General features: G+C 69.8%; 18 protein-coding genes, 1 tRNA gene and 1 pseudogene. 8 read left to right on the forward strand and 12 right to left on the reverse strand.

The window, feature by feature from the left end; all coding sequences use genetic code 11:
- The coding region (locus tag Q1N79_RS03610) for an MFS transporter (protein WP_300604311.1) at nt 1–998 on the reverse strand (998 nt) is incomplete at its 3' end.
- A 212-nt stretch (nt 999–1,210) separates the two neighbouring features.
- On the opposite strand from Q1N79_RS03610, the pseudogene Q1N79_RS03615 reads away from it, so the two are divergent.
- The 4 genes and pseudogenes from Q1N79_RS03615 to Q1N79_RS03630 form a co-directional block, all read left to right on the forward strand.
- Nucleotides 1,211–1,417, forward strand: a pseudogene (locus Q1N79_RS03615) (cation acetate symporter); the annotation flags it as partial.
- A 200-nt stretch (nt 1,418–1,617) separates the two neighbouring features.
- Nucleotides 1,618–1,693 (forward strand) — tRNA-Gln (locus Q1N79_RS03620).
- Nucleotides 1,694–1,969: 276 nt separating this feature from the next.
- Entirely contained in the window at nt 1,970–3,034 is a 1,065-nt protein-coding gene (locus Q1N79_RS03625; RefSeq protein WP_300604314.1) for an acyl-CoA desaturase, read from the forward strand.
- A gap of 49 nt (nt 3,035–3,083) precedes the next feature.
- Entirely contained in the window at nt 3,084–3,662 is a 579-nt protein-coding gene (locus Q1N79_RS03630) for a TetR/AcrR family transcriptional regulator (protein ID WP_300604353.1), read from the forward strand.
- 46 nt (nt 3,663–3,708) lie between these two features.
- Here Q1N79_RS03630 and Q1N79_RS03635 read toward each other — a convergent pair whose 3' ends face one another.
- From Q1N79_RS03635 to Q1N79_RS03645, 3 genes are read right to left on the reverse strand one after another with little or no spacing between them, the layout of a single operon-like run.
- Nucleotides 3,709–4,161: a rhodanese-like domain-containing protein gene (locus Q1N79_RS03635; RefSeq protein WP_300604316.1), complete on the reverse strand. Its 453-nt coding sequence runs from the start codon at nt 4,159–4,161 to the stop codon at nt 3,709–3,711.
- On the reverse strand, nt 4,158–4,643 hold the full coding sequence (locus Q1N79_RS03640) for a cysteine dioxygenase family protein (protein WP_300604319.1): 486 nt from the start codon (nt 4,641–4,643) through the stop codon (nt 4,158–4,160). Before Q1N79_RS03640 ends, Q1N79_RS03635 begins: the two co-directional genes overlap by 4 nt.
- Nucleotides 4,644–4,688: 45 nt before the next feature.
- Nucleotides 4,689–5,483: a trans-aconitate 2-methyltransferase gene (locus tag Q1N79_RS03645; protein ID WP_300604322.1), complete on the reverse strand. Its 795-nt coding sequence runs from the start codon at nt 5,481–5,483 to the stop codon at nt 4,689–4,691.
- A 105-nt stretch (nt 5,484–5,588) separates the two neighbouring features.
- On the opposite strand from Q1N79_RS03645, the gene Q1N79_RS03650 reads away from it, so the two are divergent.
- Together Q1N79_RS03650 and Q1N79_RS03655 are read left to right on the forward strand one after the other, a co-directional pair.
- On the forward strand, nt 5,589–6,107 hold the full coding sequence (locus tag Q1N79_RS03650) for a MarR family transcriptional regulator (protein WP_300604325.1): 519 nt from the start codon (nt 5,589–5,591) through the stop codon (nt 6,105–6,107).
- A gap of 117 nt (nt 6,108–6,224) precedes the next feature.
- Complete coding sequence (locus Q1N79_RS03655; protein ID WP_300604327.1) at nt 6,225–7,154, forward strand: SGNH/GDSL hydrolase family protein; 930 nt, start codon at nt 6,225–6,227, stop codon at nt 7,152–7,154.
- On the opposite strand, the gene Q1N79_RS03660 is transcribed toward Q1N79_RS03655, so the two are convergent.
- From Q1N79_RS03660 to rsmI, 7 genes are all read right to left on the reverse strand, one after another.
- The gene (locus Q1N79_RS03660) at nt 7,151–8,950 is read right to left on the reverse strand and encodes an ABC-F family ATP-binding cassette domain-containing protein (RefSeq protein WP_300604330.1); all 1,800 of its coding nucleotides are present in this window, start codon (nt 8,948–8,950) and stop codon (nt 7,151–7,153) included. The two genes, Q1N79_RS03655 and Q1N79_RS03660, sit on opposite strands and share 4 nt — an antisense overlap.
- Nucleotides 8,947–9,894, reverse strand: a complete 948-nt coding sequence (locus Q1N79_RS03665; protein WP_367185027.1) for a 4-(cytidine 5'-diphospho)-2-C-methyl-D-erythritol kinase — start codon at nt 9,892–9,894, stop codon at nt 8,947–8,949. Before Q1N79_RS03665 ends, Q1N79_RS03660 begins: the two co-directional genes overlap by 4 nt.
- A 12-nt stretch (nt 9,895–9,906) precedes the next feature.
- Nucleotides 9,907–10,800: a 16S rRNA (adenine(1518)-N(6)/adenine(1519)-N(6))-dimethyltransferase RsmA gene (gene rsmA, locus Q1N79_RS03670; RefSeq protein ID WP_300604333.1), complete on the reverse strand. Its 894-nt coding sequence runs from the start codon at nt 10,798–10,800 to the stop codon at nt 9,907–9,909.
- A gap of 46 nt (nt 10,801–10,846) precedes the next feature.
- Nucleotides 10,847–11,668 (reverse strand): TatD family hydrolase, encoded by an 822-nt coding sequence (locus tag Q1N79_RS03675; RefSeq protein ID WP_300604336.1) that lies wholly within the window; start codon nt 11,666–11,668, stop codon nt 10,847–10,849.
- A 12-nt stretch (nt 11,669–11,680) separates the two neighbouring features.
- Nucleotides 11,681–13,483, reverse strand: coding sequence for a methionine--tRNA ligase (gene metG, locus Q1N79_RS03680; RefSeq protein ID WP_300604339.1), 1,803 nt, complete (start codon nt 13,481–13,483; stop codon nt 11,681–11,683).
- 2 nt (nt 13,484–13,485) lie between these two features.
- Entirely contained in the window at nt 13,486–14,697 is a 1,212-nt protein-coding gene (locus tag Q1N79_RS03685) for a glycosyltransferase family 2 protein (RefSeq protein ID WP_300604342.1), read from the reverse strand.
- 1,586 nt (nt 14,698–16,283) lie between these two features.
- Nucleotides 16,284–17,087 carry a 16S rRNA (cytidine(1402)-2'-O)-methyltransferase gene (rsmI, locus tag Q1N79_RS03690; RefSeq protein ID WP_300604358.1) on the reverse strand — a complete coding sequence of 268 codons (804 nt, stop codon included), beginning with the start codon at nt 17,085–17,087 and terminating at the stop codon, nt 16,284–16,286.
- A 96-nt stretch (nt 17,088–17,183) separates the two neighbouring features.
- On the opposite strand from rsmI, the gene Q1N79_RS03695 reads away from it, so the two are divergent.
- Both Q1N79_RS03695 and Q1N79_RS03700 read left to right on the forward strand, forming a co-directional pair.
- Nucleotides 17,184–18,932 carry a phospholipid carrier-dependent glycosyltransferase gene (locus Q1N79_RS03695; protein WP_300604345.1) on the forward strand — a complete coding sequence of 583 codons (1,749 nt, stop codon included), beginning with the start codon at nt 17,184–17,186 and terminating at the stop codon, nt 18,930–18,932.
- A gap of 213 nt (nt 18,933–19,145) precedes the next feature.
- Nucleotides 19,146–19,820 (forward strand): sigma-70 family RNA polymerase sigma factor, encoded by a 675-nt coding sequence (locus tag Q1N79_RS03700; protein WP_300604348.1) that lies wholly within the window; start codon nt 19,146–19,148, stop codon nt 19,818–19,820.
- A 251-nt stretch (nt 19,821–20,071) separates the two neighbouring features.
- Here Q1N79_RS03700 and Q1N79_RS03705 read toward each other — a convergent pair.
- Nucleotides 20,072–20,332, reverse strand: a 261-nt coding sequence (locus Q1N79_RS03705; RefSeq protein WP_300604350.1) for an asparagine synthase-related protein, incomplete at its 5' end; no start/stop codon positions are given.

Here is a 20,332-nt window from a genome sequence, read left to right on the forward strand (position 1 = left end):
CTGTAGCTGTAGCCGTGCAGCGGCAGCCAGATGCCCTGCAGCCAGATGATCAGCATGAACTGCATGCCGCCGCGGCTCATCGCCATCGCGAGGCTGGCGATGTTCCCCGCGGCGAACGGACGGATCCGGAACAGCGAGATCCGGAACAGCGGCTCGGCCACCCGAGTCTCGACGTACACGAAGATCGCCAGCAGCGCGACCCCGCCGAACAGCGCGGTCAGCACCCACGGGTTGGTCCAGCCCATCGGGTGCCCGCCGTACGGCAGCAGGCCGTAGGTGATGCCGACCAGGATCGCGATCAGCCCGGCCGCGAACAGCAGGTTGCCCCACCAGTCGATCCGCGCGTGCCTGCGGACGCCGATGTCGTGCAGCATGAAGTACGCCCACACGGTGCCGAAGAAGCCGACAGGGGCCGAGACCAGGAAGATCAGATGCCAGTTCACCGGTGCGAGCACGCCGCCGAGGATCAGGCCGATGAACGACCCGGCGATCGCCGCGATCGAGTTCAGTCCGAGCGCGGTACCGCGCTGGTTGGCGGGGAACGCGTCGGTGAGGATCGCGGTCGAGTTGGCGAACAGGAACGCGCCGCCGATGCCCTGCACGACCCGCCAGATGATCAGCCACAGCGCGCCGGAGGTGCCGTGCATCCACGTAACGGTCAGCATGATCGAGCCGAGGCTGAAGACCGCGAAGCCCATGTTGTACATCCGGACCCGGCCGAACATGTCGCCCAGCCGCCCGAACGAGACCACCAGCACGGCCGACACGACCATGAACCCCATGAACATCCACAGCAGGTAGCTGGTGTTGCCCGGGCTGAGCGGGTTCAGCCCGATGCCGCGGAACACGGCGGGCAGCGCGATCAGCACGATCGACTGGTTGATCGTCGCCATGAGCACGCCCAGCGTGGTGTTGGACAGCGCGATCCACTTGTAGTGCGGTCCGAGCGTGTGGCCCGCGTGCATCGGCGCGCCTGCCACGCCGGAATTGACCGTCATGGGCGGATATGCCCCCCACCTGAGTTCTCAGCGGATAACTTGCTTGATCTCAACTAACCTTAACCCACCGTCCCGTCGATCCGCACTGCGCGATCCCGTCGAACTCGGTCCGCGGCCCGGGCGTTTCGCCCGGGGTCAGGACACCCCGGCCGCACGATCGCCGTCAGCTATCGCCGCTGGGCTCAGCGGCGACTCGATCCGCTGTCAGAAAGGCTGCGGCACTGGCTGGAGGGGGGACGATACTGATGCCGGGCCTGGCAGCCACGGGCACCGGCTTCCTCTATTCCATCGGCTTCCTCGTGGGCTGGCTGCTCGTCCTGCTGCTGGTCTCAGAACCGCTCAGGAACACCGGGCGCTACACGATGGCCGACGTCGTCGATCTGCGGCTGAGGGCCGTCCCCGTGCGTGCCGCCACGGCGTACGGAAGAACGTCGCCGAGAGCTATCCCGGTTGCCTCAGGGTGGATGTCCGCAGGAGCAACTGGCTGTGCCGGAAGATCGAGGGGTGGGCCTCAGCAGCTATCGGGACGGTCACGGTCCCTGAAGGAACGTCCAGCCCGGTATCGTTAGTGGGGCGGGGCAGCTGTGGCTAACGCTGCTCTTACACACTGTAATCACTATCCGGCGTAGGGTAATTGGCAGCCCGCCAGACTTTGGATCTGGGTCTTTGTCCTGGTTCGAGTCCAGGCGCCGGAACCCCTCGCCCACTCCTCTGCCCACAGATGTGCGTCTGGTGCCCACAGTCCCCGCGCGTCTGGGCAGCCACCAAACGGGAATTCCCCACCAGGCGTGGCCAAGACCATACTCAGAGGCGTCTCAGATGTTGAGACGTCACAGGTCAGCGCATGCGACATTCACGCGGCGATCCGCAAAAATTCATCTCAGGCCCTTGCACAACCTACGGTGTCGTAGGCTACGGTTACGTAAGCGTATAAGAGCCTCCGCCGTCCGGCGCACACGCAGAGGAGCACCATGTCTACGACTCCGGACACACTCAGCGGCACCACCACCATCTCTTCGCCGCCGGCCCCCGACGGCACACAGGCAAATCGCGCCGCGCGACCGGACGTCGAAGACGAGCAGAACACCTTGGGGCAGCGCATCCTGGTCGGCGTGTTCGTCGGGGTGCCGATGCTGGCGCTGGCGGCGGCGATCCCGTTCGCCTGGGGCTGGGGTCTTGGCTGGCACGACATCGTCATAGCCGCCGTCTTCTACTGGTTCACCGGGCTCGGCGTGACCGTCGGCTACCACCGGTACTTCACCCACGGCTCCTTCAAGGCCAAGAGCGGCCTGCGAGTCGCGCTGGCGGTCGCCGGCAGCATGGCGATGCAGGGCCCGGTCATCACCTGGGTGTCTGACCACAGGCGGCACCACAAGTACAGCGACAAGGAAGGCGACCCGCACTCGCCCTGGCGCTACGGCGAGGACTGGAAGGCGCTGACCAAGGGCCTGCTCTACGCGCACATGCTCTGGCTCTTCGACCCCAACAAGACCTCGCAGGGGAAGTTCTCCCCCGACCTGCTCGCCGATTCCAAGATCAAGAGGGTGGACGCGGCGTTCGGGCCGCTGGTCGCGGCGAGCCTGCTGCTGCCCGCGCTGATCGGCGGCCTGTGGGGGATGTCCTGGCACGGCGCGCTCACCGCGTTCTTCTGGGCCGGCCTGGTGCGGATCACGCTGCTGCACCACGTCACCTGGTCGATCAACTCGATCTGCCACACGTTCGGCAACAAGGACTTCGAAGTCCGCGACCGGTCGCGGAATGTCTCCTGGCTGGCCATCGCGTCGTTCGGCGAGTCGTGGCACAACCTGCACCACGCGGACCCGACCTGTGCCAGGCACGGCGCGCTCAAGGGGCAGATCGACCAGAGCGCCAGGGTGATCTGGGCCTTCGAGAAGCTCGGCTGGGTCTACGACGTGCGCTGGCCGGACGAGGCACGGCTGTCCGCCAAGCGTCCCGCGACCGCGAGGCGGAGCCTGGGCGGCATGACCAGGCGCAGCGACAAAGCGGTAACGGCCGCTGACAGAGCGGCGGCATAGCGGCCATGATGATCAAGTGACCGAATCCCCCAGGACCAGCCGAAAGCGCATGACCGGGCAGGAACGGCGGCAGCAGCTACTGGACATCGGCCGGCGGCTCTTCGCGGAACGGGGATTCGAAGGCACCTCGATCGAGGAGATCGCCGCCAAGGCCGGGGTTTCCAAGCCGGTGGTGTACGAGCACTTCGGCGGCAAGGAGGGCCTGTACGCGGTCGTCGTCGACCGCGAGGTGGAGCGGCTGACGACGATGACCACCATGCTGTTCGAGGGCAACCACTCCCGGCCCAAGTTCGAGGCGGCCGCCGTCGCCCTGCTGCGCTACATCGAGGACAACGCCGACGGCTTCCGCATCCTGGTGCGCGACTCCAACCCGGGGTCCGGCGGCGGCACCTATGGCACGCTGCTTTCCGACATCGCGGGCCAGGTCGAGTACATCATGGCCGACTTCCTCAAGTCCCGCGGCCGTGACCCCAAGCTTGCGCCGATGTACTCGCAGATGCTGGTCGGCATGGTCGCGTTCACGGGCCAGTGGTGGCTCGACGCCCGCAAGCCGGAACTCGAGCAGGTAGCAGCGAACATGATCGACCTGGCCTGGAACGGCCTGTCCCAGCTCGACGCCCAGGCTTAGCGCTCGACGCCCAGGCTTAGCCGGCCCGGGCTTAGCCGGCAGGGGCCTAGCGGAACACGGCAGCCGAGGCACCGGGCGCGATCGCGGCCGCGCGCTCCTCGGCTCGCGCCGTCGGCAGGCCGGCGGCTGCCCAGGCCCGGTAGCCGCCAATCACGTCGGTGGCGCGCGCCAGCCCGAGGTCGTGCAAGGATGCGGCGGCCAGGCTGGAGGTGTACCCCTCCTCGCAGACCACGATCAGCCGCTGGTCATATCCGCTCACCGTGGGCAGCCGCGCGTCACTGGCCGGGTCAAACCGCCATTCCAGGTGGTTTCGCTCGACCACGACCGAACCGGGGATCTCGCCGGCGGCGGCACGCTGGGCGGCAGGCCGGATGTCAACCAAGGTCGCCCCGTCGCGGAACTCGGAAAATGCCTGTTCCGCCGTTACCCGCACCAGCCGGGCACGGGCGGCCGCCAGGATCTCATCGATCGACCGCGCCCCGTCGGGCTTCGCCGTCACCAGTCGCTTGCCCCCTCTGTCCCGGCCACCGCGAGCCCGGCAGGCGTGAGGTTGTACCTGGTCATCATCGACAGCGGCGGCGAGTAGGCGTGCACGCTGACGGCGACCGAGCCGACTGCGGAGTTCCGCACATCGTGCACGTAGCGCGGCCCGAACGCACGCACCTCGCCCGCGCTCACCTGGTTCACCAGGATCCGGGTGGCGGCGCGCGGCAGGACGCACTCGTCGAGCGTGCCCCACACCACGCCGAACGCCCCCGCCGAGCCCCCGTGGTCGTGGAACCCTGTCGACTGCCCGGGCAGCCAGCTGATCAGCCACACCTCGTATTCGCCGTCGGCGGCGATCCGCTCGTACCAGCGTCCTTCGGGGTCAAGCCGTACCCGTGTCACCCACTGCGCCGGAGTTGCCGTCAGCCGCCGCACCTCGGCGGCGAGCTGCCGGGGATCGAGAATCCGCTGCCGCGTCGCGCTTCCCTGTCGCACGCCAATGATCTTGGCAGCCTTTCTCTATAAAATCAATAGGAATTATCAGATTGATACCGGTTTGGGGTCCGCGCGCCGGTGCAGCACCGTGAACACCCGGCGGAAGGGAAACAGTGTTCCGAACGGACGGTGGTCATACGCCTGCCGCAAGCGCTCCGCGTACTCGCGGGCGAAGCTGGCGGCCTGCTCCGCGTCGAGCGCGGCGAGCACCGGCCGCAGCGTGGTCCCCTTCGTCCACTCGAGCACCGGATTGTCCCCCTGCAGGATGTGCAGGTAGGTGGTCTCCCATGCGTCGACCTCGAAACCGGGCCGGGCGAGCAGTTCGGCGTATTCCCGTGGGTCGCCCGCCTGGCGGTTCAGCTCCGCGTCCTTGAGCAGCTCGCGCCATCTCGGCGCCTGCGCCATCTCCCGGACGATCGCGTGGCTTGGCTGGTCCTCGTTGCCGGGAAGCTGGAAGGCGAGCCAGCCGCCGGGCGCGAGCATGCCCGCCCAGCGGAGGAGCAGGCCGTCATGACCGGGCACCCACTGCAGCACGGCGTTGCAGACAAGCACGTCCGGCGGTCGGTCCGGCTGCCAGTCGCGCACGTCCGCCAGCACGAACCGGAGGTTGCCGACGGCGTCCGCGGTGCCGCGCGCTGCCGTGATCATCTCCGGCGAGTTGTCCACGCCGACGACCTGCGCCCGCGGCCAGCGCCGCGCGAGCACCCCGGTGAGGTTGCCAGGGCCGCAGCCCAGGTCGGCCACGTACCGCGGGGTCACGGCGCCGACCTGTGCGAGCAGGTCGAAGAACGGCCGCGCCCGCTCATCACCGAACCGCAGGTACTGTCCGGCGTCCCACATGGCGGGCACCCCCTCCTGTCCGGTCGAGAGCCCGCGCTGCCGCAAAGCCTCTTGACATCAAGATATTGATCAAGCATCTTGACGTCAAGAGATATCCTGTCCCTCATGGGGCAGCTTTCCGACGAGGTCGACGAGCTCGTGGCCGCCTGGCGGGTGCAGCGGCCGGACCTGGACGTCGAACCACTGCAGGTGCTGAGCCGGGTCTCCAGGCTCGCCAGGCACCTGGACATCGCGCGCCGCGGCGCGTTCGCCAGTCACGGCCTCGAGTCGTGGGAGTTCGACGTGCTCTCCGCGCTGCGCCGGGCAGGGCCGCCGTTCCAGCTGACCCCTGGCGCGCTGCTGCGCGCCACTCTGGTCACGTCAGGCACCATGACCAACAGGATCGACCGGCTCGCCGCGGCGGGCCTGGTGCGGCGCGAACCCGATCCGCGGGACCGGCGGGGCGTGCTTGTCACCCTGTCGGAGCAGGGCAGGTCGGTGGTCGACGGGGCGCTCACCGACCTGCTCGACCGCGAGCAGGCGCTGCTCGCCAGCCTCGGCGAGGATCAGCGCCGCCTGCTCGCGGACTTGCTGCGCACGCTGCTCGCCCCGTTCGACTCCGGCGAGCGCCGGCACCGCGCATAGCGGCCGTAATCGGGCCAGGGGGTTACATCGAAGCTACTCGCGCGTTAACATCCGGCAAGCACATGTTCCGGGTCAGACCCGCGCGAACCCGGTCTAACCTCACCGAGGAGGTCATACATGCCCCGTCTGACCCACGCGATCGCCGCCGCCGCGGCGGCGCTCGCCCTCACGTCGGCGGTGGCGGTGCCTGCCAGCGCCAGCCAGCTGACAGCCAGCCACCCCAGCCCTAAGTACTACCTATCGCTTGGCGACTCGCTGTCCGTTGGCGTCCAGCCGAACGCGAAAGGCGTCGACATCACCACGGACCAGGGCTACGCCAACCAGCTGTACAAGGTCCTCAAGCGCGCCGACAGCGCCCTGCGGCTAGTCAAGCTCGGGTGCCCCGGCGAAACCTCGGAAACGCTCAACAAGGGCGGGATCTGCGGATACAAGGGCGACGAACGGTATTCGCTGACCGCCGACAAGGGCTCGCAGCTGGCCGCCGCACTCGCCTTCCTGCACTCGCACCCCGGCCAGGTGCCGCTGATCACGATCGACATCGGCGCTAACGACCTGAACGGGTGCATCGCCCTCGGCGTGATCTCCAAGATCGTCACCTGCCTGACACCTGTGTTCGCGGCGCTGCAGAAGAACCTCGCCACGACGCTCGCGGCGCTGCGCCCCGCCGACCCGAAAGCGACGATCGTCGGGATGACGTACTACGATCCCGAGCTCGCCGACTGGCTGACAGGCACGTCGGGCGAGGAGTTCGCCGAGGCGAGCATCGTCCTGGCTAGTCAGTTCGGCGAGCTGCTGACCGGCGTGTACAAGGCCGCCGGCGCGGCCGTCGCGGACGTGTTCACCGCGTTCGACACCACCGACACCAAGGACATCGTGACCGTGCCCCACATCGGGAAGCTGCCCAAGGACGTGGCGCTGATCTGCCGGTGGACGTGGGAGTGCGCGCCGAAGCCCGTCGGGCCGAACGAGCACGCCAACATTTTCGGCTACGGCGTCATCGCGGGCACCTTCCTGGCCACGCTGCGCGGCATCCACTTCCCTGTTTAGGTCTGCAGGGAACTCGCGACCTCCAGCCAGCGCTCCTCCAGGCCCGCCTTCTCGGCCTGGAGGACGCGCAGCTGGGCGCCGAGCTCGGTGAGCTTCTCGTAGTCCGCCGCGTTCGCGGCGAGTTCCCCGGTCAGGGCTGCCTCGCGGTCGGCCGCACGGTCGATCTGCCGTTCCAGTCGCTGCAGCTCCTTGCGCGCGGCACGCTCGGCCGCCGCCGCGGAGACCGGCTTGGCGGCGCTGACGGCGCCGCCGACGGCGCCGGCGCCGGGACCGGGGCGAGTGCCGGCCGCCGCGGCGCGGCCCGCCCGCACGCCCTCCAGGTAGCCGTCCACTCCGCCGGACAGGAAGGCGAGCTTGCCGTCGCCGAGCAGCGCCGCCATGTGGTCGGTGACCCGCTCAAGGAAGTACCGGTCGTGGCTGACCACGACCAGGGTGCCGGGCCAGCCGTCGAGCAGGTCCTCGAACTCGGTCAGCATCTCGATGTCAAGGTCATTGGCCGGCTCGTCGAGCAGCAGCATGTTGGGCTCGTTGATCAGCAGCCGCAGCATCTGCAGCCGCCGCCGCTCGCCGCCCGACAGGTCGCCAAGCGGCGTCCACTGCCTGTCACCGTGAAATCCGAGCCGGTCGAGCAGCTGCCCGGCCGACAGCTCGCGCTTGCCGACCTGGATCCGCAGCCGGATCTCCTCAACTGCCTCGCGGACCCGCTTGTCCGGGGTCGCGCTGAGCTCGCTCAGCTCCTGAGACAGGTGGCCCACCCGCACGGTCTTGCCGCGCACGACGTGCCCGGAGACCGTGACCCCGTCGCTGGTCTCGCCGGCCAGCAGCCGCAGCAGCGACGTCTTGCCCGCGCCGTTGACGCCCACGATCCCCACCCGGTCGCCAGGGCCGAGCCGCCAGGTTACGCGGTCGAGCAGCACCCGCCCGCCCACCGTGAGCGTGACGTCCTCGAGCTCAACCACGGTCTTGCCGAGCCGCGCGGTCGCCATCCGGGTCAGCTCGGCGCCATCCCGGGACGGCGGCTCGGCGGCGATCAGCGCGTTGGCCGCCTGCACCCGGAACTTCGGCTTGGTGCCGCGGGCCTGCGGCCCGCGCCGCAGCCACGCCAGCTCCTTGCGGGCCAGGCTGCGCCGCCGCTGCTGGTCCGCCTCGGCGGCGGCCTGCCGTTCCGCTTGCGCCAGCACGTATGCCGAGTACCCGCCCTCGGTCTGGTGGACCTGGCCGCCCGCGACCTCCCAGATCTGGTCGCACACGGTGTCGAGCAGCCAGCGGTCATGGCTGACCACGACCACCGCGCAGCCGCTGTCCCGCAGCTGCCGGCCGAGCCAGTCGATGGCATCGAGGTCCAGGTGGTTGGTGGGCTCGTCGAACAGCAGGATGTCGCGCTCGGCGGCGAGCAGCGCTGCCAGGGCGACCCGCCGCCGCTCCCCGCCGGACAGCCGCCCGACGTCCGCTTCCAGGCTGATGCCGGAGAGAAGCTCCGAGGCAACCGAACGGGCGCGTGGTTCCCGTTCCCAGGCCCGGCCGCCGTACCGGTCGCCGAACGCGATCTGGCCCACCCTCCCGGACAGCTCATCGTCCTGCGGCAGGTAGCCGGCGCGCAGGCCGGATGACCTGGCGATCCGCCCGCTGTCCGGTTCCGCGGCGCCAGCGAGCAGCGCGAGCAGCGTGGACTTGCCCGCGCCGTTGCGGCCCACGACGCCCACCCTGTCGCGCTCGCCGACGCCAAGCGAAACGCCGTCGAGCAGCACCCGCGGGCCGTAGGCCTTGGCTGCCCGCTCCAGGCTGACCAGGTTCATATCGCCTGCGGCGGGATTACGCCTGCGCCAGGCGCCGGGCCCGTCACCCGGGTGACCGACCGGCAGACGCCCGCACCCGACAGCGCGACCGCCAGGTCCGTCGCGTGGCTGGCGCCGCGGGCGAGGAAGAAGCACGTCGGCCCGGATCCGGAGACAAGCGAGCCGAGCGCGCCGAACTCGCGGCCGGCCGTGAGCGTGCTGCGCAGCGGGGGGAACATCGAGATCGCGGGAGCCTGCAGGTCGTTACCGAGCGCGTCGCCAAGCCGCCCCGCGTCGCCGGCCCGCAGCGCGCTCATCAGCTCGGCGCTCAGCTCAGGGGCCGCGACTGCCTGCGCCCCGCGCAGCCGGTCGAGCGCGCCATACACGGTCGGCGTGGACAGCTGGCCGTCGGCGAAGGCGAGCACCCAGTGGTACCGGGCCGGCGCCACCAGCGCGGGGGTGAGCCGCTCGCCGCGGCCGCGGCCCACCGCGGTCCCGCCGAGCACGGCGAACGCCACGTCGCTGCCGATCCCCGCGGCCACCTCGCACAGGTCCTGCTGGGAGAATCCGGCGTGCCACAGCTCATTGCAGCCGACAAGCGCGGCCGCGGCGTCGGCGCTGCCCCCGGCCAGGCCGGCGGCCACCGGAATGCGCTTCCTTATCGTGACCGCCACCCCGGCAGGGGCGCCCCCGCTTGGTCCGGTGCCGCGCAGCGCGGTGACCGCGCGCAGCGCAGAGACGGCCCGCAGCGCGAGGTTGTCCTTGTCGGCCGGCACCTGCCTGGCGCCCTCGCCGCTGACCGTCACCGTGTCCGCCTCGGCCGCCGCCACGGTGACCTCGTCGGTGAGCGAGATCGCGTGGAACACCGTCACCAGGTCGTGGTACCCGTCCGGGCGCAGCGGGCCCACCGCGAGCTGGAGGTTGATCTTCGCGGGCACCCGCACGGTCACTGTCGTCACGATCACCGAAGCCTATCCTCATCGGCTCGCGCCGCGTTTGCGGGCGATGCACGCGAACTCGGCGACCCCGAGCGCCTCGCCGCGCGCGCCAGGGTCGATGCCGGCCGCGCGCAGCAGCCGTTCGGCCTCGGCCGCCGACCCGGCCCAGCCGGCGAGGGCGGCCCGCAATGTCTTGCGGCGCTGCCCGAACGCGGCGTCGATCACCGCGAACACCTCGGCCCGGCTGGCGGACGTGGCCGGCGGGCTATGCCGGGCGAGGCAGACCAGCCGTGAGTCGACGTTCGGCACGGGCCAGAACACGCTGCGCGGGACGGTCCCGGCGGGCCGCGCGGCCGCGAACCAGGCCAGCTTCGCCGACGGCGCGCCGTACACCCGGCTGCCTGGTCCCGCGCACATCCGGTCCGCGACCTCCGCCTGCACCATGACAACGCCGCGCGCGAGCGACGGCAGGACCGCCAGCAGGTGCAGCAGCACAGGGACCGCCACGTTGTAGGGCAAGTTGGCCGCGAGCACGGTGGGCGGCCACGGCAGTCCGGCGACCTCGAGCGCGTCCGCCGCGAGCACGTCCACCCGGCCCGCGAGCGCCGGCGCGCGGGCCGCGAGCGTCCGCGGCAGCTCGGCCGCGAGCACCGGGTCGATCTCCACCGCGATCAGCCGGGCGTCCACGTCGGCGATGCTCTCAAGCAGGGCGAGCGTCAGCGAGCCGAGGCCCGGGCCTACCTCGAGGATCACGTCGCCTGGCCGCGGCGCCGCCAGCGCGGCGATCCGCCGCACCGTCCCCTGCTCGACGACGAAGTTCTGCCCGAGCCGCTTGGCCGGCCGCAGCCCGATCTGCCGCGCTATGCCCCTTATATCCGAAGCCGCGAGCAGCCTTACGCCCGCGCCCGCGGTCACCTCGCACCCATCGCGCATGATGTGGGATAGAAAACCACCAGAAAGGGTGGGTTTCTATCCCCGATCATGAAACATTCCAGCCGAAGACGCGGGCGCCTGTCGCCTGGATGTGCGCGCACAGGTCCGCGACCGCCATGTCCTTGACGGCCGCGAGGGCCCGGACGGTATGGGCCGTCATCGCCGGGGAGTTCGGCTTGCCGCGATGCGGCACCGGCGTCAGGTACGGCGCGTCGGTCTCGGCCAGGATCAGCTCAGGCGGCGCGGCCGCGGCCGCGGCGCGCAGCGGTTCGGCGTTCTTGAACGTCACGTTGCCTGCGAAGCTCATGACGTACCCCGCTTCGGCGCACCGGGCCGCCAGCTTGGCGTCGCCGGAGAAGCAGTGGAATATCACGCTGTACGGCGGCCAGGGGCCTTCGTCGCCGAGGATCGCCAGGATGTCTTCGTGCGCGTCCCGGTCGTGGATCATCAGCGCCTTCCCGGTCCGCCTGGCGATCGCGATGTGCGCGCGGAACCACTCCCGCTGCACGGGCCGCGGCGACCAGTCCCGGTAGTAGTCGAGCCCCGTCTCGCCGATCGCCACTACCTTCGGCACTGCTGCCAGCGCTTCGAGCTGGGCGAGCACGGAGCCGCGGTCGCCGTCCGCCGCGGCGGTCTCGTTGGGGTGAATCGCCACCGTCGCATAGACGCTGTCGTATTCGGCGGCGCAGGACACCGACCACCGCGACGACGGCAGGTCGCAGCCGACGTTCACCACCCGGCCGATGCCCGCCGCGTGCGCGGCGGCCAGCACGCCGTCCACCGGCAGCCCCATGACGTCCATGTGGGTGTGGCTGTCGAACGCGCCGGGCGCGGGCAGCGCGCCGTCGTTGCCTGGAGGAGTCACCACGGTCCGTTCGGGCTAATCGGCGGACTCAAGCCGGGCTATTTCCTCGTCAACGACCGACTGGTCCAGCTTGGTGAACAGCGGCGACGGCACGGACAGCGGCGTGCCTGCCGCGATCGGCCGCGAGGACCAGCGGAACGACGTGTCGTACGAGCCGGTGATCACCGGGTACGACGGCGCCCCGTCCTCGTGCACCGTCTCCAGCCGCGGCCTGCCCGACCACTCGCCGGTACCGCCGAGCATCTCGTGCACGGCCTGCGACGAGCGCGGCAGGAACGGCGTGAGCAGGGTCTTCGCGTCGTCGACGACCTGCAGCGCCACGTGCAGGATCGTCCGCATCCGCGCCGGGTCGGACTCGAGCAGCCGCCACGGCGCCTGCTCGGAGAAGTACTTGTTGGCCTCGGCCACCGTCCGCATCGTCTCGGTGATCCCGAACTTGAAGCGCGAGTGTGACAGGTGCTCACCGACGGTGCCGAACGCATGCCGGGACGTCGCGAGCAGCGCGTGGTCCGCGTCCGTCAGCGCACCGGGCGCGGGGATCGAGCCGATGTTGCGCGCCGCGAAGGACACCGCCCGGTTGACCAGGTTCCCCCAGGTGGCGACCAGTTCGTCGTTGTTGCGCCTGACGAACTCGCTCCAGGTGAAGTCGGTGTCCTGGTTCTCCGGCCCGGCGATCGCCACGTAGTACCGCAGCGCGTCCACGTCGTAGCGGGCGAGGAAGTCCCTGACGTAGATCACCACGTGCCGGGAGGAGGAGAACTTGCGGCCCTCCATCGTCAGGTACTCGCTGCTCACCACTTCGGTCGGCAGGTTAAGTAGTCCGAACGGACCCGGGGCGCCTCCCCTGGCCCCCCGTCCTGCGTAGCCGAGGAGCATCGCCGGCCAGATCTCCGCGTGGAAGACGATGTTGTCCTTGCCCATGAAGTAGTAGGCCTCGGCGTCCGGGTTGTTCCACCAGGCGCGCCACGCTTCCGGGTCGCCGTGCCGGCGAGCCCACTCGACGCTCGCCGACAGGTACCCGATCACCGCGTCGAACCAGACGTAGATCTTCTTGTCGGGGCGGTCCCGCCAGCCGTCGAGCGGCACCGGCACGCCCCAGTCCAGGTCCCTGGTGATCGCCCGGGGCTGCAGGTCGCCGAGCAGGTTCAGGGAGAACTTGAGCACGTTCGGCCGCCACTGTCCTGACTTGCCCTGCAGCCAGGAGCCGAGCACGTCGGTGAACGCCGGCAGGTCGAGGAAGTACTGCTCCTGCTCGACGAACCGCGGCGTCTCCCCGTTGATCCGGGACTTCGGGTTGATCAGGTCGGTGGGGTCAAGCTGGTTGCCGCAGTTGTCGCACTGGTCGCCGCGGGCGCGCGGGTAGCCGCAGATCGGGCAGGTGCCCTCGATGTAGCGGTCCGGCAGCGTGCGGCCCGTGGACGGGGAGATCGCGCCGAGCGTGGTCCGCGGGAAGATGTACCCGTTCTCGAGCAGGCGCGAGAATATCTCCTGCACGACCGCGTAGTGGTTGCGGGTCGTGGTCCTCGTGAACAGGTCGTAGGTCATGCCGAGCGCGGTGAGGTCCTCCCCGATCACCGTGTTGTACCGGTCGGCGATCTCCCTGGGCGGCACGCCTTCCTTGTCGGCCTGGACCGTGATCGGCGTGCCGTGCTCGTCGGTGCCCGAGACCATCAGCACCTTGTTGCCCGCCATCCGCTGGTACCGGCTGAACATGTCGCTGGGGATCGCGAAGCCGGAGACGTGCCCGATGTGCCGCGGGCCGTTGGCGTACGGCCAGGCCGGCGCGGCCAGGATGTGCTTGGGGTTGGCGGATGACATGCCTAAAGCCTACGGGCACTGGCGGGCTCGTCGCGTTCTTTAATTTTCGCCTCGGCGCCGATCGGCGTGTGCCTGGTCTGCTTGATGCCGAGGATCGACAGGAAGAACGTGCCGAAGATGAGCTGGCAGCTCAGCACGAGCGCGGTCACCGACGGGACCACAAGGCGCAGCGCGTGGTCATAGTTCAGCTGGCCGAACTTGTTCGCATGCCAGTAGGTCAGCGAGAAGATCAGGCCGGCCAGGCCGGCGGCGCCGAATGCCGCGCCGGCCAGCAGGCCGCGTTCCAGGGAGAGGTTGCCGAGGATGCGCTGGACCTTGGGCTCTTCTGGCAGGAAGCCCTCCGCTCCCGCGTATACCTGGGTGAACAGCCAGAACAGGATCGCCTGGAACCCGATCACGACCATCGCGCTTGCCGCGACCAGCGTGTCGACGTCGAACGTCACCGCGCCGATCGTGACCGGGCCGGCGGAGATGACGGCGCCGATCGCCAGGCCCGTGAGAAGCAGGACCAGGCCCGGCAGGAAGAACAGCCAGCGCGGGCTGAAAAGCAGCAGGAACCGCAGGTGCCGCCAGCCGTCCCGCCAGCTGCGCAAGTGCGGCGGGCGGCTGCGGCCGTCCTTGGCCAGGGTGGCGGGGACCTCGGTGACCTTCTGCTTCGCCAGGGTGGCCTTCACGACCATCTCGCTGGCGAACTCCATGCCCGTAGCCTGCAGGCCGAGTTTTATGGCGCTGTCTCGCCTGAAGCCCCGCAGCCCGCAGTGGAAGTCGCCGACCGGGCTGCGGAAGAACAGCCTGCCGACGAAGGACAGCACCGGGTTGCCCAGGTAGCGGTGGAGCGCGGGCATCGCGCCCGGGGCGATCCCCCCCTTGAACCGGTTGCCCATCACCAGGTCCGCGCCCCCGCGCAGCTCGGTGATGAACGGCGTCAGGCTGGCGAAGTCGTAGCTGTCGTCGGCGTCCCCCATGATCACGTACTCACCGCGGGCGGCGAGGATGCCGCCCATGAGCGCGTTGCCGTACCCCTTGTCCGCCACCGCGACCACGCGGGCGCCCGCCTCCTCGGCGAGCCGCCGGCTGCCGTCGGTGCTGCCGTTGTCGGCGACCACGACCTCGCCGGCGATTCCGTTGTCGGCGATGAACTTCACGGCCTTGCGCACGCAGGTGGCCACGGTCTCCGCCTCGTTGAGGCAGGGCATGACGACGGTCAGCTCCACGTGGACTCCATGCTGTTGTCGCTGCTCCTAGCGAGCTTCGGCACTTTTTAACCAGTTACCCACAGCCATCGCCGCTAGCCGCATTGGCCTACCCGCTACCGTGTACACGGGCGCCCTGCCTGGAGGGCACTGCCCGGCACAAGGAGGATACGGGCTTGAGCGTAGTACCTGCGGTCATCCGGCGCGCGGTGGCTGATAACAAGCTATTCGCCATCCTGCTCGTGCCCGCCTTCCTGCTCCGCGTGGACGCCGAGCTCGGGTACCGCTGGCAGTCCTGGTTCAACGACTCGTGGGACTACATGGACACCGCGATCACGCTGCGCCTGGACCCGACGCGGACTTCCGGTTATGCGCTGTACATGTGGCTGCTCAAGCCATTCCACAGCCTGGCGCTTGTCACGATCTCACAGCACGTCATGGGCCTGCTGGTCGCGGTGATGATCTACGCGCTGGCCAGGCACCGGTTCGGCGCGCCCGAGTGGCTCGCCGTCGTGATGACGCTGCCCGTGCTTTACGACGGGTTCGAGATCCAGCTCGAGCACCTGATCTTGGCAGACACGCTGTTCCTGTTCCTGGTCATGGCGGCCGTCACGCTGCTGCTGTGGTGGCCGCTGCGGCCGGCTTCCGCGCTGACCTGGCTGCGCTGCGCCGGCGCCGGGCTGCTGGTCGGCCTGTCCGCGATCGTCCGGGCCACCGGTCTGCCGCTGCTGCCGGTGTTCGGCCTGTACCTGCTGATCGCCCTGGGGCTCGCCCGGGTCGGCTGGCGGACGCTGCTGGCCAGCGCCGCGGCCTTCGCGATAGCCGGAATCGCCCCGGTGCTCGGCTACGCCGGCGCCTACGACGTGCAGCACGGCGAGTTCGCCACCAGCGAGTCGGCCGGGGTGTTCCTGTACTCACGGGTGATGACGTTCGCCGACTGCTCCAAGCTCAGCCTGCCGGTGGACCTGCTTGAGCTGTGCACCACCGTCCCGCCGGACAAGCGGCCGATCGCGCAGGCGTACATCTGGGCGCCCGCGAGCCCGCTGAATGTGTTCCCCGGGTCGAAGTTCAGCCCGCTGCCCAACAAGCTCGCCGAGGAGTTCGCCATCAAGGCGATCGAGGGTCAGCCGCTCGCGTACGCGCGCGCGGTCCTCGACGACACGTGGCGCGCCTTCGACTGGCCGCGGACCGCGTTCCCCAACGCCGCGACCTACGACGAGTACCTGTTCGGGTACGTGTCGGTGCCCGTGGCCCCCGGGCACGCGGTCGACGGCTACCCGTCGTCCGCGCAGGCCTACCTGGACGGCGCGAACCCGGCGACATCCGTCGTGAACCCGTTCGCCGGGCTCATCCGCCTCTACCAGCGCTACATCTACCTGCCCGGCACGGTCTACGGGCTGATCCTGCTCGCGGGGCTGTTCGGCATGGCACTGGCGTGGCGGCGGGCGGGCGGCGAGGCGCTCCTGCCGTGGGCCACTTCGCTCATGCTCATCGTGGCGCCGGCCGCGACGGCCGAGTTCGACTACCGGTACGTGACGACGGCCGTGCCGTTCGCCTGCCTCGCGCTGGCGATGGCATTCGGGCGGGAGACGGCGGGCGGGCGGTGGCTAGCCCGTCGCGGGCTCGGCGGGTCGGCCCTCGTCACCGGCGGCGCGACCACGGTCCCTGGCGGCACGGCGGACCTGGCGGGCGGACTCCCTGGCGGCGGCCTTGGCGGCCCTGGCGGCGCCGCGGTCGACGCCGGCCACGACCAGCGTGATCTCGCCGCGGACGCCCCCTGATTCCAGGTCCGCCCACGACGCGAGCTCGGCCAGCGTTCCCCTGCGGACCTCCTCGTGCACTTTGGTCAGCTCCCGGCAGACGACCGCGGCGCGGTCGTCGCCGTGCGAACGCCGCAGTTCCGCCAGGGTCGCGGCGAGCCTGCGCGGCGACTCGAAGAACACCTGGGTGCGGGTGTCGGTCGCCAGGTCGGCGAACCGCCGAGCCCGCTCGCCTGGCTTGCGCGGCGGGAATCCCTCGAAGCAGAACCTGTCGGTGGGCAGCCCGCAGATGGCGAGCGCGGTGGTCACCGCGGACGGGCCGGGCACCGCGGTGACCCTGATCCCGGCCGCCACGGCCGCGGCGACAAGCCGGTAGCCGGGGTCGCTGATGCCCGGCATGCCGGCATCGGCGACCACGAGCACGTTCCTTCCCGCCTGGAGCTCGGCGACGAGCTCAGCCGCGCGGCGCGCCTCGATCACGTCGTAGTAGGAGATCACGCGCGCGGTCAGCTTTACCTCAAGCGCCGTGGCGAGCCGGCGCAGCCGCCTGGTGTCCTCGGCGGCTATCACGTCGGCGCCTTCCAGTTCCGCGGCCAGCCGGGCCGAGGCATCGTCGGCCCTGCCGATCGGAACTGCGGCGAGCGTCAGGATGCCCGCGCCGCCGCCGCCCGCGTGCACCCGTTCGTTATGATGTTCGGCTTGGCTTGTGCTCCCCACCCCGCCTCCCTCCACATAGCATGGCGTTCGATGACCGCGACTCAGGCCGGCCCGCCGGCCATGGAACCCGAGGACAGCGGCCCTGGCGGCCCTGGTCTCCACGGCGACAGCACCGACACGGGCGCCGCCGTCACAGTCAGCCGCGCGGTGCGCGCCGACGACGCAGACGACGGTACTGGTCCCGACGACGGCACCGCGGGGCGGATAGCCGCGCTGCGCGCCCGGCTGGTGTCCCCGATGCCGGACGACCGGCTATGGGGGTGGCTCGGCCCGCTCCTGGTCACCGCGTTCGCGGCCTTCTTCCGGTTCAACAGGCTAGCGATTCCGCGCGCGGTCATCTTCGACGAGACCTACTACGTCAAGGACGCCTGGTCGATCCTGAAGCACGGTGTCGAGTGGAACTGGGTCAGCATCCCGGACAACCTCAATTACGTCAACGACCAGATCGCCGCCGGGCACTTCACCGCCAGCCTCTTCCAGTCGTGCTCGGGCACCTCGTGCGGGGAGTACGTGGTCCAGCCGCCCGTGGGCAAGCTGCTGATCGCGGTCGGCGAGTGGCTTTACGGCCTGAACTCGTTCGGCTGGCGGTTTTCCAGCGCGCTGTTCGGCTCGCTGGCGATCCTGGTCATGTGCCGCGTCGCGAGGCGGATGACCAGGTCGACCCTGCTTGGCTGCCTGGCCGGCCTGCTGCTGTCCCTGGACGGGCTTGAGTTCGTGCTCAGCAGGACGGGCATCCTGGACATCTTCCTGATGTTCTTCGTGCTCGCGGCGTTCGGCGCCCTGGTCGTCGACAGGGACGTTTCCCGTGCGCGGCTTGCGGAGGCGATGGTCCTGGCGCCTGGCGACGATGCCGGGCCGGCGCTGGGGATCAGGAAGTGGCGGGTGGCGGCCGGCATCCTCATCGGCCTGGGCTGCGCCACCAAGCAGTACGGGGTCTGGTACATCTTCGCGTTCGCGGGCCTGTGCATCGCGTGGGACATCGGCGCCCGCCGGGCGGTGGGCCTTCGCGACTACGTGCGCGGCGCGCTCGTGCGGGACGGGAAGTGGCTGCCGCTTACGCTCGGCGTGATCCCGCTGGTCACCTACATCGTCACGTGGACCGGCTGGTTCGTGACCAACACGGGGTACGACCGCGACTACGCGCAGCAGAACGGCTTCAACGTCCCCGTGCTCTCCGAGCTGTACTCGCTGTATGAGTACCACAAGGAGATGCTGCAGTTCGGCGTCTCGCTGAGCCTGCGGCATCCGTACGAGTCGCAGCCGTGGGGCTGGCTGGTGATCAGCCGGCCCGTGGCGTTCTTCTACCAGTGCTACACGGGCCCGACGAACTATCACGTGTGCCCGGCCAATTACACGGGGCCCGAGTGGTCGCAGGAAGTGCTGGCGATCGGGAACCCGGCCATCTGGTGGGCGGCCATCCCCGCGCTGCTGTTCTGCCTCTGCTGGTGGTTCACGCGCCGGGACTGGCGGGCCGGCGCCGCCGTGCTCTGCTTCGCCGCGGGCTGGGTGACGTGGCTGCCGTTCGTCTCGCGGACCAAGTTCTATTACTACGCGATCGAGTTCGAGCCGTTCATCATCTTGTGCATCGTGCTGTGTCTTGGCCTGATCATCGGGCCCGTGACCGCGAGCCTGCGACGCCGTGCGGCCGGTTCGGCGGTGGTCGGCGCATACGTGCTTGCGGTCGTGGCCCTGTTCTGGTACTTTTACCCGATCCTCGCGGGCAAGGTCATTCCGTACTCCGACTGGCTGTCGCATATGTGGTATCACGGCTGGATCTAGCTCGCCGTACCCGCACCGTCTTTTCGTCTTGCCCGTCACTCACCCGCCCGTTACCTGCCCGCAGCGCAGGGCCCTGCCGGCGCACGACCGCGGGTGTGCCCGCCCGATTCCGGATGTCGCGACATATCTCAAAGTGATTTAGGTCACAGAGTGGACTGTCGGCGCACTTCCGTGCGTCTATATGTATAAGACTGACAACCCCCGGAGCCAGGTATGAGCCCGAACCAAGATCACGACGGCGGCGTCGCAGCCGGCACGCCGCAATCGGCCCCGCAGGATACCGAGCAGGCGGCCGGATACGCCGGGCCTGAGGCCGGTTACGCCGCCCCGCCGACCGCGGACAGCCGCGCCAGGTTCGAGCGCGACGTCGTGCCGCAGCTCAGCCAGCTGTACCCGGCCGCGCTGCGGATGACCCGCAACCCCACCGACGCTGAGGACCTGGTCCAGGAAACATCAGTCAAGGCGTACGCGGCGTTCCATCAGTTCCGGCCGGGCACGAACTTGCGGGCCTGGCTGAACCGCATCCTGACGACGACGTTCATCAACGTGTACAGGAAGCGGCGCCGCGAGCCGCAGCAGGCGCTCGGCGGCGACCTGCAGGAGTGGCAGATGTCCGCCGACCGGCTCGCCCCGCCCGTCCGTTCGGCGGAAGCCGAGGCGCTCGACCACACCACCGACTCCGACCTGCTGCGCGCGCTGCGCGAACTGCCCAACGAGTTCCGCACCGCGGTCTACCTCGCCGACATCGAGGGATACCCGTACCGCGAGATCGCGGAGATCATGGGCACGCCGGTCGGCACGGTCATGTCGCGGCTGCACCGCGGGCGCCGCAAGATCCGCGAGCAGCTGCTCGCCGACGGGAGCCTGCCCGCCACCGAGGCGCCGTAATTTCCCGGGGGGGCGACCCCCCGGAACCCCCCGGCTGCGCCTTAACGGCGCACCTGCTCCGTGGTATGTGCGGCCTCGACGCCGCCGCCCGGACAAACCACCCATAGCGGGCGCGGTTCGCGCCCGCCGGGCAACTTAGGACCCGAAAGCCAGCAAAAAATACGTATAAAACGGACAATATACCTGGGGTTCGGGCCCTAAGTCGCTGGCGGCGTCCCGCTATGTGAGACCGGCACCGGGGGGCCAGGCGGTTAGCTCTGCCAGCCGAGGGCTACGGGGTCGAATACGCGTTCCACGTAGATCTGGTGCCAGAGCGAGAACACCACGAGCGCCCACAGCTGGCGCCATGACGCTTCCGGGTCGTCGGCCCTGAACCGGCGCAGCACGTCGAGCACGGCGCGCTTGTCGAGCCATTCCTCGGTCCTGGCCTCGCGGATCACCTGCTCGGCGTAACCAGACAGCTCACCGTGGAACCAGTGGCCTATCGGCACCGGAAAACCCAGCTTCCTGCG

Source organism: Trebonia sp. (assembly GCF_030042015.1).
Taxonomy (GTDB): domain Bacteria; phylum Actinomycetota; class Actinomycetes; order Streptosporangiales; family Streptosporangiaceae; genus Trebonia.

Coding starts and splice junctions, on each gene's coding strand:
- Q1N79_RS03660 (WP_300604330.1), bottom strand. CDS start 8,950: ATGAACCTGGTCAGCCTGGAGCGGGCAGCCAAGGCCTACGGCCCGCGG.
- Q1N79_RS03700 (WP_300604348.1), top strand. CDS start 19,146: ATGAGCCCGAACCAAGATCACGACGGCGGCGTCGCAGCCGGCACGCCG.
- rsmA (WP_300604333.1), bottom strand. CDS start 10,800: ATGCGCGATGGGTGCGAGGTGACCGCGGGCGCGGGCGTAAGGCTGCTC.
- metG (WP_300604339.1), bottom strand. CDS start 13,483: ATGTCATCCGCCAACCCCAAGCACATCCTGGCCGCGCCGGCCTGGCCG.
- Q1N79_RS03650 (WP_300604325.1), top strand. CDS start 5,589: ATGGGGCAGCTTTCCGACGAGGTCGACGAGCTCGTGGCCGCCTGGCGG.
- Q1N79_RS03630 (WP_300604353.1), top strand. CDS start 3,084: ATGACCGGGCAGGAACGGCGGCAGCAGCTACTGGACATCGGCCGGCGG.
- Q1N79_RS03695 (WP_300604345.1), top strand. CDS start 17,184: ATGACCGCGACTCAGGCCGGCCCGCCGGCCATGGAACCCGAGGACAGC.
- Q1N79_RS03655 (WP_300604327.1), top strand. CDS start 6,225: ATGCCCCGTCTGACCCACGCGATCGCCGCCGCCGCGGCGGCGCTCGCC.
- Q1N79_RS03625 (WP_300604314.1), top strand. CDS start 1,970: ATGTCTACGACTCCGGACACACTCAGCGGCACCACCACCATCTCTTCG.
- Q1N79_RS03645 (WP_300604322.1), bottom strand. CDS start 5,483: ATGTGGGACGCCGGACAGTACCTGCGGTTCGGTGATGAGCGGGCGCGG.